We start from the raw sequence: 12588 nt of genomic DNA, 5'->3' as shown, positions 1-12588 counted from the left end.
ATCCCTCCTAAAAAATTCTATATCCTGCAAATTTATCAGCCATCTTATATGACAAAACAATCAAACCAAAACTAATAACTGATTTCAATAATCCTACCGCAGCGGCAAATGAGTATTGCATATCTACTAATCCCATTCGATACACAAATGTGTCGATAATATCTCCTGTTTGATAAACAATTGGATTATATAAATTAAAAACTTGGTCAAATCCAGCATTTAAAACATTCCCTAAGTTAAGTGTTGCTAGTAAAACAATGGTTGGGAGAATCGCGGGTAGTGTAATATTTAACATCTGTTTCCACCTGTTTGCACCATCCATAGCAGCCGACTCGTATAAAGCTGGATTAATAGCTGTCAGTGCAGCTAAGTAGATTATTGTGCCATAACCATACCCTTTCCATACATCTGTCACAATAAGAAGTGGTCTGAACCAGGTATTACTTGCTAAAAACATAATTCGTTCTAAACCTAATGCACTCAATAAATTATTAAACATACCATCATATGAAAAAATCATAGAAATAACAGTTCCCAGAACTACCCATGATAAAAAGTTAGGCAAATAAACAATGGTTTGAACTGTTTTCTTAAACCAAGTCAATTTAGCTTCATTTAATAATAAAGCAAAGAAAATAGGAACAATCATACCTAATAATAATTTTCCAACTGCGATTATTATCGTATTTAAAAAGATTTGCTTACTATCTGGCAATTGAAACATATATCGAAAGTGTTCTAGTCCCACCCAATCAGAACCGAATATTCCTTTCGCTGGAATATAATCTTGAAAAGCCATAACTATTCCAAACATTGGAACGATATGAAAAATAAACAAAAGAATCATCCCTGGTAATAACATTAAGTGATAATAACTTTCTGTTTTTCGATTACGTTTTTTTACAGATTTTTTCGTTGATTTTTCACTCTGCGATAAAAGTTTTTTCATCTATTAACACTCTCCTATCTGATTTTTCTCACTAATTTTTTCTAAATCAAGAATAGTTGGTTTCATATTAAGCAGCACTATATAAATTGTGACACTCATTAAAAGCAGTACTTTTAGTGAGTTTGGAATAGCATTTAGCATAATATAAATAACTAACAGTATTAACATATTTATAAATGTTTGTTTATAATTTTTTATACTTACTACCAATGAATTTTTTAACAATTGACCACTTTTGGTATCGAAACGTGCAATCAGAATTAATTGGTAGATATAACTCGATGTAATAAAAAAAAGGAATATTACAACTGGAATCAACCACAATTTGCTAATTTCTGGTCTAGACTGAATGTATAAAAAATCATAAAGAAATATACTAGCTAAAACTAACTGCGCAGCACCAATTACAAAAGACTGTTTAAAATTATTCTTATAAGCTTTTATATAATTTTTAAAGACAGAATTATTAGAGCCAACTATATGTTTCCAAATGGTGTAGACTGCAGCTGTAAGAGCTGGTGTTACTGTTAGCAAACTAATAAAATAAGTTATAACTGTTTGACTTTCTACAGATACAAACCATAAATGAAATAAAAAAGGGCTAATCATCACACTTGTTAAGAGATTTGTTATGAACAAAACGTGGATAACGCTACTTAATACTCCTATTTTTTGACTAATGTCAAGTTTCTCCAGCACATTAACAACTCCTCTCTTTAAAACTATTGCTAATGAAGAAAATTCCCCATTAGCAATACGTTTAGCGTTTAATTATTTTGAAACCTCTTTATTTACTTCTTCTGTGATATCAGTTCCACCGATTGATTTCCATTGTTTCACAAACTTATCAAACTCATCTAATGATTTTTCACCTGTAATAATCTTCAAGAATGTTTCATCTTCAATTTTTTCAAGGTTAGCCCATTTTGTTTTCATTCCTTTAGTTTTGCCATAAAAAGCCATGTGATGATACTCATTGATTTCTTCATTTGAAGAAATACCTAATCCTTCAACATACTGTTTATATGTACCCCATGAATCTGGATCTGCTGTCCCTTTTTCTAAATATTTTTTACCTGCTTCATACGTAGGGATCATTCTTGGTGATAAATCTTTTGTTTTACCAGTCTCCAACGCTTTAGCTACTGCTCTACTATCATCTTGGTTATTTTTTGCAAAACGAACATCTAATTCAACAGGTACAAAGCCCCAAGGCCAGTCCACACCTTTACCTAATTTATCATCTCTAAATTTACGTGCTTCTTCAGTATTTGACCATCTAAAATCATAAGAAAGATTCATGGCCCTCATAATAGCTTCTGGATGTTCATAATCTTTTCTTACAACTAAGTAGTTGATAATAGGTTTCGCATAGAAACTTTGTGTTTTCTCCCCAGTTTTCAGTGGAATCGCACAAGGAATCCAATCTGCTTCTGGATTTGATTTAATCGTTTCTTTCATATCTGTTAAAGTCGTCCAGAATGGTGCAAATTGAATACCTAATGAATCTGCAACTAATCCTTGACGTTCTTCCAACGTTCTAACAGCAAATTGTTTATCAATAACACCATCTTTATATAATTCACTTAATTTACCTAAAACATCCTTAGTTTCAGGTTGGATACTCCCATATTCAACTTTTCCATCTTTTTCAATCCATTGACGAGGGTAAGAATTATATTGATTGAAAATCGGAGCTAAGTCATAACTTTCACCAAAAACACCGGCTACTTTATCATTAGGTAATATTCCTACTGTCTTACCATTTCCAGCTAAATCTTTTTCTACAAACAACTTAGCTAAATCATATAACTCATCTAAGTTTGTCGGTAATTTAGCATCAACTTTATCTAACCAGTCTTTTCTAATCCAAGTTAACGTTTGTTCATAGTAATAATAAGGCGCAGGTATCCCTAATAATTGATCATCTACTTTACCATATTCTAAAGCATCAAAATCATAAGAATCCATACGCTCTTTGATATCATCCGAGGCTGCCTTTTCATAAGCCTTAGATAAATCTTGAAGTAACCCGTTGTCCGCTAATTCCTTAAACTGATCTTCTCCAACAATCATAACATCTGGAATTTCGCCAGTTGATGTCGCTAGTGAGACTTTTTGCGTAAAGTTTGCTGCCTCCCAATCAATCTTCATTTTTATGTTTCCTTCTTCAAGTAGATATTGTGAAGCAAAATTGTCTTCTTGAGTTTGACCTTTCGGTAAAGTAGAAACATCACGTTGATTTTTACCCATAGTAAATGTCACAGTATCATCATATTTACCATAAGGTTTATACTCACTTTCATTTCCTTTTGAAACATCTTTTCCTCCACCACAAGCCGTTAACAAAAATCCAGTACAAATCAAAGCACCTAAAACTAATTTGTTCTTACTTTTCATCTCCACTACCCCTTTGAAATTTTGTTACATAAAAACAATAAAAATCATTGACTTTTATTTTATGCTCAAATACATTGTAAGCGTTTTACACAAGGATATATATAATAATTTCTTACGATTCGTTATATTTTTTTATGAATTGACCCTATATGTACGAAATTTTATTTCTCAATAACTTTAAAAACGTTTACATAAATGGGGATAACCGATATGATACTAATAATAACTAGTTTTCTACTCTGGAGGATAATATGACTAAATTACTAATAATTGATAATGATTATTCAGAGAGACAAACTCTCATCCAACGCTTAAGTAAAATCAATAGTACTATTTCGCTTGTTGAGGCTGCTTCAATAACTGAAGCTCTAAATTTAATTCAGCAAGACTGTTTCGACATCATCATGACAGAATTAACATTTCCTTTGTCATCTGGTGAAACATTTATCAAATCTTATAGACAACTAAACTCAAAAACGCCTATCGTTATTGTCAGTCATGAGCAAAATTTTAAACAGTTACAATCATTAATTCCATACCATATTAGTTACTATTTAGTTAAACCACTTAAAAATGAAGAATTAATTCGTTGTATTCAGCACCTACCAATTGCTCAAGTCAAACAAAACAATGGTTATTCTGAAGTAATTAATACAGTAATCAATCTGATTCAAACAGATTTTCATAAAGACCTGAATTTAGATAGCCTAGCAGCGAAAGTATATTTATCACCTAACTATTTGAGTAGTCTTTTTAAAAAAGAAGTTGGTAAAACTCTTTCCAACTACATTACAGAACATCGTCTCATTGTAGCTAGTGAATTTTTAGTTAATTCGACCATGAAAATTACCACTATCTCAAAAATCATTGGCATTGAAAATTCTTCATATTTTAATAAACTATTTAAAAATTTTTTCCACCTAACACCTTCAGAATATAGACGTTCTCAAAAAAAAAATAAGAGCCTGTAGGCTCTTATTTTTAATTTTTATAATAATTTAAAACAGCTGCTGTATTATCATACTGGTTATTTGGTGTTAGAAATTTATAACACGGTGATATATTTTCAATCAAACTCTGCCTCACATAATCATTTTTTTCAACGACGCTCCCTGCTACTGCTAAATTTATTTTTTGTTTGTCGTCAAAATAATGTAACGCATTAGTAAGCTGTTCAAGTAACTGGTTAACAGCTTCTTCCAATATTTTTGTAGCTGTCATATCTCCTTCTTTTTCTGACTCTGATACCACCATAGCTAGTGAGGCCACTTCTTTTTTTGTTAAGGACATAAATTTCTGAACGGCTTCTCTGGGCGTATTTACTTTAAGTGCTTTTTTTATTTTATAACTTAAAAGTGAGTTAGGTACTCCTTGATCTTCTTCATTTAAGTAGTTTTTTACTACTTTTTTACCTAACCAATACCCCCCACCTTCATCTCCTAAAAGGTGGCCCCATCCACCTACTCGCCTAAATTCACCATTACATCTTATCACAACTAAGGAGCCTGTTCCTGCTATCAAGAAAACACCATCTTCCTTGCCAATATGTTTCAAATACCCCAACTGTCCGTCATTCATTAAAGTTAATTCTGACTCTCTTACTACTAATAATTCAGCTAACTTTTCTTTCATACCTTCTCCGTCAATCCCCGCTATTCCACATAAGATATGTTGACATTTCCCTCTAATTTCAGTTAAAAACTTTGTAATAATACTTTGAATATTCGCTACTGCTTCTTCAAAATTCACTAACACATTCCCTTGTCCTCTTTGGACTTCCATCAATTTATTCCCATCTAAATCATAAGCTGTCCCTTTTGTCGATGTTCCCCCGCAATCTATTCCAATCAAAAATTCCAAATGTATCCCTCCAAAAATAAGCGTTATATTTTAAGTTAGTATAGACCAATCAACTTAAAATAGCAAATACTTAAAATACAGTCGACTACCGCCCATCCCCTTTTACTTCAATAAATAAACTATTTGAGTTTGGTTCTTCAAATTATAAATCTCTGTTTCTATATCAAACAGCTGCCTAATAGTATGACTTGTTAGAACTTCCGTAGTTTTTCCAGCCACTACTAACTTGCCATTTTTAAGTCCATAGATATAATCACAATAATTAGCCGCTAAATTCAAATCATGTATCACAGAAATAACTGTTAACGGTAACCCTTTAACTAAATTCATAAAAGCTATTTGGTTTGATACATCTAAATGATTTGTAGGCTCATCCAATATCAAGCAATCAGTTTCTTGGGCCAAGGCTCTGGCTAATAAAGCACGTTGCTTTTCTCCTCCTGATAAGCTTGAAAATTTACTAGCTTCTAAATGATCCAATCCGACACTGCTTAATGCCTTGATTGCAATAGAACGATCATCTATAGTTTCTGATTGCCACCACTCTTTATGTGGTTCTCTTCCCATCAAAACCATTTCAAGTACAGAAAAATCAAATTGCATATCATTAACTTGTGAGACAACCGCTGTTTCTTTAGCAAGATCTCTCCTTTTCCAATCTCTCAAGTTTTGTCCGTCAAAATGTATAATACCACTATAAGCCATTAAATTTTTTGTTAAACATTTTAATAACGTACTTTTTCCACTTCCATTAGCCCCTATAATTCCAACAAATGTGTTTTTTTTTATTTGTAAAGTAATATCATTCAAAATACTTTTATTATTTAATTCAAGTTGAAGATGATCAACTTTAAATACCATAACTATTCCCTCCTTTTTATCGAATTTTTTATAACTAGATATAAAAAGAACGGTCCTCCAACACTTGACACTATAATCCCTATTGGAATTTCTGAACCTGGTATAATAACCCTAGTCAGTACATCAGACCATAATAAAAATAGCGCTCCTAAAAGTAAACTGATAGGTAACATTCTACGATGATTAGCACCAACCATTAAACGAGAGATGTGCGGTACAACAAGGCCCACAAACCCAATAACGCCACAACTAAAAACTACAAAACCAATTAATAATGATATGATAATAATATATAACACTCGATATAGTTGTAAATTTCGTCCTAAATAACTTGCTGTCTCATCACCCAGAACCATCAAGTTTAATATCCTAGCCTGAATTATAAAAAAAATACTAACGCATAGTACTAAAGGAAATAGGACCTTTATCGACTCCCAGTTTGCACCAGAAATACTTCCCATTAACCAAAAATTTAATGTTTGCATCCCTTCTCTATTCTTAGACATAAAAACGATAAAACTAGAAGCAGCAGAACAAATCGAACTCACCGCTACACCCACAAGCAATAATTGACCAATATCAGTCCTTCGTCCTATATTTCCAATAAATAGAACCAGAAAAGAAGAAATTAACGCACCTATGAAAGCTGCTATACCAATAAAATTATTTCCTAATGAAGCTCCTACACCCAACATAATAGCTAATGTAGCACCTAATGACGCACCTGATGAAATACCTAATATATACGGATCAGCTAACGGGTTCTTAACCAAGGCCTGCATAACTGTCCCTGACAGGGCTAAAGAAGCTCCTACCAATATCGCTAAAATAACTCTTGGTAAACGAATTAACCAAACGATATCAATAAAACTAACATCAACCTCTTTGAAATTTGCTAATTGCGGAAAAATTTTCTGCCATATAATTTGATAAACATCTTGCCACTTAATCATTACTGACCCCACTGTTACTGAGTAAATCGTCGAGAATATAAGTACAATAAGTAATATTCCTACTATTGAGCTCATCCCTAATACAGATTTCCATTTTTTCATTCTCATGATACCTTTATTTTTCCTTTAAATTAGGATACAAGCCATTAGAAATTGTTTGTATCCCGTCAAATGTTCTGATTCCTGTTGCATAAACTTCACTTAAAACCACTGGAACGACTCTATTTTCTTTTACTGCTTTCAATGTTTTTAAACTACTATCATCTTCAATTGATTTTACGGCTTGTTCACGCTCTATCTGTTCACCATAGTAGACACTAAATATAACATCTGGATTTAATTGAATTAAGTCCTCCTTGCCGATACTTTTTTTATCAGAGCCGACAAGCTCAGCTCCTAACTGAGAAGCCATATCACCACCAACGGTATCCTTTCCATAAACACGGTACATTCCTTCTTTAGAAACTTCTACAATTATTGCCTTAATGGGTTCTTTTCCCTCTACAATTTTTTTCGCCTTTCTAATTTCATTTTTCATTTCTTTCACAATTACTTCAGCTTTATCTTCCACTTTGAATATTTTTCCTATATTTAAAATATCATCATACTCATTTTGTAATGTTTCAGGTTTTACCGCACCACTATTCTGCATCATATATGTATTAGTTCCTCGGTGTATCCAATCGTGAACATCACCTAATGTTTCGGGTCCAAAATAGGAGGTCCAACTATATATTAAATCCGGTTTTAAACCCATAATTTCTTCCTTTGAAGGTGCTTTATCATAATATTTAATCTTAGAAAAAGCTTCTTTAAATTCAGGTTTAACATCACTATCTAATTGTGAAGCGGCAACTACTTTATCTTCTAATCCTAGGGCTAACATAATCTCTATTGGACTTTGATATACAGTAACTACCCTCTCAGGTACCTTAGCAAAATCCAGCTCAATTTTTTCTCCTGAATAATTATAATTATTTATTTTTACAGCTTCCATTTTTGGCTCTTCTTTACTTTTCTCCACTTCATTTTTATTATTAGCACATCCTGTAACTAGTCCTACAGTTGCTAAAATTAAAGATACTTTAGCTATATTTTTTTTTATTAACATTAATATTCCCTCTTTCTTAATCGCAAGAACAAGCTGCGTTGTTTTTTATTAGTCCTAGGCAGTGGATACCCTCCATCTACCCAAACTTTTTTTTGATTATCAGAATACTCATCTATAATCACTTCATCTATTTTAGGTAGTTCAACTTCTTCAATAACATCAAATACTTCCTTAAACGCATGTTTAATATCACGCGCAAAAAGAAGTGCTAATTCTCTTTCTTGGCGGTAACTTTCTTGAAATTTCCCATTAAGATAGATCTCAAAAGTAGAAGTATAATAAATAATTTGGCTAAAAAGATTTACTTCACCACTGTTAAAAAAATAAAGAGTTTTCTGGGGATTTATTAACTTTCGTCTTTTAAATTCCCAATTTATTTCACTTGGAATCATTAGCTCTAACCAAACTTCTCCACCTGGTCTTAAGAAATTATCAGCCTTCTCCAGGACATACTTTAAAGACCTTTGTTGTACTAATTCTTGAAAGGTAGTATCTCCAAAATAAATTAAATCATAACCATTATTATCACCATAATTAAAATAGTCTTTGTGCAGCAGTTGAAAAGTATCATTTTTAGCCCACTTTTGCTTAGAAACTACTTCTAACATTTCCTCACTTTCTTCTAGTGCATGAACAGTGTAACCAGCTTTTATAAATTCTTGCGTGCATCTCCCCGTTCCACAACCTACTTCTAAAATCATACTTTCTTTTGAATATTTTTCTATAAGCTTTTTCTCATAAAAACTGAAATTAAACTTACCACAGATATAAAGATAATACTGAGCTTCCATATCACAATAAGGTTGATCAAACTTATTATAGCGTTTGGGATTTTTCATCCAACACATACTACACATCGTACCCTCCAATTTTTCAAGGGTGGTTCCTTTCGAAACACCATTTTTACTATCTCCATCTAATTCACTGTAAAGATAGCCACACTTCTTACAAAGATAATTAGACATATTTCACCTCCATTTCTATACGACAAAAAAAGACATCTCTAAATAGAAATGTCTTGTAGATTAATCGACAGTCTTGTCCACTGAAAAGAACCACAAGACAATTTTCCCAATCCAATTGTCAGTTTTTTCACATAAGAACAAGTATCCTGGCTCCATTTCATCCTACTATCTCGTCTTCCCTTGAAGTGACTGTTTGAGATTTCGTCCATGTTACAGTAGAAAGGGTCTGCTGGGGATTTCCACCCCATTCCTTTTCCTTATGCAGCTATTCATACCCAGTATAAAGAAAGCGTTTTCCAATTGCAACATTTTTCACTAATTAAATTATTTTTTTCATACATTGCTAACAAAAAAACTCCCTAAAATTTAGGGAGTTTAAAAATTACGCTTTTTTATTTTTCTTTTGAGATTTCTCACGTTCAGCTTTGTTTAAGATTTTTTTACGTAAACGAATGTTTTCAGGAGTTACTTCACAGTACTCATCTTCATTCAAGAATTCTAATGATTCTTCTAAAGACATTTCTTTAGGTTTTTTGATAACGTTAGTTTGATCTTTATTTGCTGAGCGGACGTTTGTTTGTTGTTTAGCTTTCGTAATGTTAACTGTTAAGTCATTCTCACGAGAGTTTTCACCAATAACCATACCTTCGTATACTTCAGTTGTTGGTTCAACAAAGACAGTACCACGTTCTTCGATACTCATGATTGAGTATGTTGTTGCTTTACCAGTGTCGATAGATACTAACGCACCATTACGACGGCCACCGATAACGCCCGAAATCATTGGTAAGTATTGGTCAAATGTGTGGTGCATGATACCATAACCACGAGTCATTGACATGAACTCAGTTGTGTATCCGATTAAACCACGAGCTGGAGCTAAGAAGATTAAACGAATTTGTCCGTTACCAGTATGGATCATATCTTGCATTTCACCTTTACGTTGGCTTAATGATTCGATAATTGAACCCATATATTCTTCTGGAGTATCAATTTGTACACGTTCGAATGGTTCACATTTCACACCATTAAACTCTTTAACGATAACTTCTGGACGTGATACTTGTAATTCGTAACCTTCACGACGCATGTTTTCGATTAAGATTGATAAATGTAATTCTCCACGACCTGATACAGTCCATGCATCTGGTGAGTCAGTATTTTCAACTTTAAGTGACACGTCAGTTTGTAATTGACTTACTAAACGTTCTTCAATTTTACGAGACGTTACGAATTTACCTTCGCGTCCAGCAAATGGAGAATTATTTACTAAGAATGTCATTTGTAAAGTAGGCTCATCAATGTGTAGGATTGGTAAAGCATCTTGATGGTCAACTGGAGTAACAGTTTCCCCAACGAAGATATCTTCCATACCTGAAACAGCGATTAAGTCCCCTGCTTTAGCTTCTTCAATTTCAACACGGTCTAAACCGAAGAAACCAAAGATTTTAGTAACACGGAAGTTTTTAGCAGTTCCGTCTAATTTCATAAGAGATACGCTATCTCCTACTTTGATTGTTCCGCGGAATACACGGCCAATCCCAATACGTCCAACGTAGTCATTGTAATCAAGTAATGATACTTGGAATTGTAATGGCTCATCGCTATTATCAACTGGTGCTGGAATATGGTCTAAGATTGTTTCGAACACTGGGTTCATAGTTTCTTCTTGGTCAGCTGGATCATCTGATAAACTTGATGTTCCGTTTAATGCTGATGCATAGATAACTGGGAAGTCTAATTGATCGTCATCTGCTCCTAGTTCGATAAGTAATTCTAATACTTCGTCAACTACTTCTGCAGGACGAGCTGAAGGTTTATCAATTTTGTTAACTAACACGATTGGTGTTAATTTTTGCTCTAAAGCTTTTTTAAGTACGAAACGTGTTTGGGGCATTGTTCCTTCGTAAGCATCTACTACTAAGATAACACCATCAACCATTTTCATGATACGTTCCACTTCTCCACCGAAATCGGCATGTCCTGGTGTATCTAAGATGTTGATTTGTTTGTCATTATATTTGATAGCTGTATTTTTAGCTAAAATTGTAATACCACGTTCTTTTTCAATATCATTTGAGTCCATTGCGCGCTCGTCTAAAGCGGTATGTCCATCTAATGTTTGCGATTGTTTTAACATTTCATCTACGACTGTTGTTTTACCGTGATCGACATGGGCGATAATGGCAACGTTACGAATATCTTCTCTTAATTTCACTTATTCATTCTCCTCACTATTTATAAAGCGTACCTACAGAGCATAAGTTTTACCCCATAAGTTTAATTTCAAATTAACTCGACTTTTCATTATAACAATAAAACCGCATGAAAAACAATAAAAACTTTTCAGAAAGTTCGATTTTTATTGCGCGGGGTCCTGTTTTACATACTCAGCATAGACAGCAGGTGTAGCCCCCATGGCTATCACCTTTTCATCAAGCTCTAGGGACTTACCGGTTAAATTAATAAGTTCTAACCCAACTTCCTCAAAAATAACACGAGCAGCTGCATAGTCCCAAGGTTGAATACGACTGACATATGCCACAAAATTTCCTTTGACAACTTCTTTAAAAGCCAATCCCGCACATCCTGTCATACGAACGGCCAAGGAGTTTAAGGCAAATTTCTGTAACCCTAATGTATCTTCTAAAAATAAACGCGTATTGATAGAAACAATCCCTTCAGACAACGTCCTATCTTTAACCTCTTCGATACGTTTACTATTTAAATAAGCTCCTTTACCTTTTGCTGCCCATAATAATTCGTCTGTCATTATTTCATATATAAACCCTAATTGACCAATCCCGTCCTCATAGACCGCAAGCATAGTACAAAAATTTTCCTGTTGTTTAACAAAGTTCAAAGTCCCGTCGATAGGATCAATCACCCAAACTCGACCGGAAAAATCAGCAACTTTATCACAAATACCTTCTTCACCTAGTATTTTATCCTCTGGAAAACTTTCTTTTATTTTGGTAACAAAAAAAGTCTCAACTTCCTTATCTACATTTGTAACCAAATCAGATCGGTTGCTCTTTTCTTCTACTATTAATGGGTCTGACAAGCGTGTCTTTATTAACTGACTTACTTCTTCTAGCCAATCTTTAATCAACAGGACTAACTGCTCACTCTGCATAATTAAGCTCCCTTCATTTTCAAAATAGTTCCAGGAGTTTTCTTAGCCTCCTGAACTGTACGATATAATGAATAGCCAGAAGCTGCCTCAAAATCTTTACCTAACTGACGCTCTTCACCAATACTTTTAACAACCGTTTTAAATTTTTTATAAACTGATAAAAACGTTACTTTATCTACGCCTTTCTCATAAACATCTTCAAGCACTTGCCACATTTCCATCACAACAACCATCTCCGCTTGTGACCAATCTAAATCTAGTGGATAACTATAACTTTCTTCCATCTCATTATCACCCTCATTTTTTTATTCTTACCTTAGTATAACAAAAATAGTGTTCATGAGCTAACCCCT

Annotated in this window: 12 protein-coding genes and 1 riboswitch; of the genes, 1 reads left to right on the top strand and 11 read right to left on the bottom strand. The window is 33.4% G+C overall.

Annotation, left to right across the window (positions count from 1 at the left end):
• Positions 1 to 7 precede the first annotated feature (7 nt).
• The 3 genes from CBF31_RS09465 to CBF31_RS09455 form a co-directional block, all read right to left on the bottom strand.
• The gene (locus CBF31_RS09465) at positions 8 to 949 is read right to left on the bottom strand and encodes an ABC transporter permease (RefSeq protein ID WP_126832421.1); all 942 of its coding nucleotides are present in this window, start codon (positions 947 to 949) and stop codon (positions 8 to 10) included.
• 3 nt (positions 950 to 952) lie between these two features.
• On the bottom strand, positions 953 to 1648 hold the full coding sequence (locus CBF31_RS09460; RefSeq protein WP_126832419.1) for a YesL family protein: 696 nt from the start codon (positions 1646 to 1648) through the stop codon (positions 953 to 955).
• Between the two features lie 72 nt (positions 1649 to 1720).
• Positions 1721 to 3349: an extracellular solute-binding protein gene (locus CBF31_RS09455; RefSeq protein WP_126832417.1), complete on the bottom strand. Its 1629-nt coding sequence runs from the start codon at positions 3347 to 3349 to the stop codon at positions 1721 to 1723.
• Positions 3350 to 3600: 251 nt separating this feature from the next.
• Here CBF31_RS09455 and CBF31_RS09450 point away from each other — a divergent pair, with 251 nt between their 5' ends.
• Positions 3601 to 4320: a helix-turn-helix domain-containing protein gene (locus CBF31_RS09450; protein WP_126832415.1), complete on the top strand. Its 720-nt coding sequence runs from the start codon at positions 3601 to 3603 to the stop codon at positions 4318 to 4320.
• Positions 4321 to 4330: 10 nt separating this feature from the next.
• Here the strand turns inward: CBF31_RS09450 and CBF31_RS09445 are convergent, their stop codons facing one another.
• The 8 genes from CBF31_RS09445 to CBF31_RS09410 all read right to left on the bottom strand — a co-directional run bounded on the left by CBF31_RS09445 (position 4331) and on the right by CBF31_RS09410 (position 12519).
• Positions 4331 to 5209, bottom strand: coding sequence for an N-acetylglucosamine kinase (locus tag CBF31_RS09445; protein WP_170167937.1), 879 nt, complete (start codon positions 5207 to 5209; stop codon positions 4331 to 4333).
• Between the two features lie 102 nt (positions 5210 to 5311).
• Positions 5312 to 6070, bottom strand: coding sequence for an ABC transporter ATP-binding protein (locus CBF31_RS09440; RefSeq protein ID WP_126832411.1), 759 nt, complete (start codon positions 6068 to 6070; stop codon positions 5312 to 5314).
• 2 nt (positions 6071 to 6072) lie between these two features.
• Positions 6073 to 7125 carry a FecCD family ABC transporter permease gene (locus CBF31_RS09435; RefSeq protein WP_211330838.1) on the bottom strand — a complete coding sequence of 351 codons (1053 nt, stop codon included), beginning with the start codon at positions 7123 to 7125 and terminating at the stop codon, positions 6073 to 6075.
• A gap of 13 nt (positions 7126 to 7138) precedes the next feature.
• Positions 7139 to 8134 carry an ABC transporter substrate-binding protein gene (locus tag CBF31_RS09430; RefSeq protein ID WP_126832407.1) on the bottom strand — a complete coding sequence of 332 codons (996 nt, stop codon included), beginning with the start codon at positions 8132 to 8134 and terminating at the stop codon, positions 7139 to 7141.
• Entirely contained in the window at positions 8134 to 9099 is a 966-nt protein-coding gene (locus CBF31_RS11090) for a methyltransferase domain-containing protein (protein ID WP_170167936.1), read from the bottom strand. The genes CBF31_RS09430 and CBF31_RS11090 overlap by 1 nt, the downstream gene beginning before the upstream one ends.
• 119 nt (positions 9100 to 9218) lie before the next feature.
• A riboswitch (cobalamin riboswitch) is annotated at positions 9219 to 9387 on the bottom strand.
• 94 nt (positions 9388 to 9481) lie between these two features.
• On the bottom strand, positions 9482 to 11317 hold the full coding sequence (gene typA, locus CBF31_RS09420) for a translational GTPase TypA (RefSeq protein ID WP_126832405.1): 1836 nt from the start codon (positions 11315 to 11317) through the stop codon (positions 9482 to 9484).
• Between the two features lie 144 nt (positions 11318 to 11461).
• Entirely contained in the window at positions 11462 to 12235 is a 774-nt protein-coding gene (locus CBF31_RS09415) for an inositol monophosphatase family protein (RefSeq protein WP_126832403.1), read from the bottom strand.
• A gap of 2 nt (positions 12236 to 12237) precedes the next feature.
• Positions 12238 to 12519, bottom strand: a complete 282-nt coding sequence (locus tag CBF31_RS09410; protein ID WP_126832401.1) for a UPF0223 family protein — start codon at positions 12517 to 12519, stop codon at positions 12238 to 12240.
• Between the last annotated feature and the right edge of the window lie 69 nt (positions 12520 to 12588).

The organism is Vagococcus fessus (assembly GCF_003987565.1).
In the GTDB taxonomy this organism is placed as follows: domain Bacteria; phylum Bacillota; class Bacilli; order Lactobacillales; family Vagococcaceae; genus Vagococcus_D; species Vagococcus_D fessus.
This window is presented reverse-complemented; position numbering and strand designations above follow the sequence as displayed.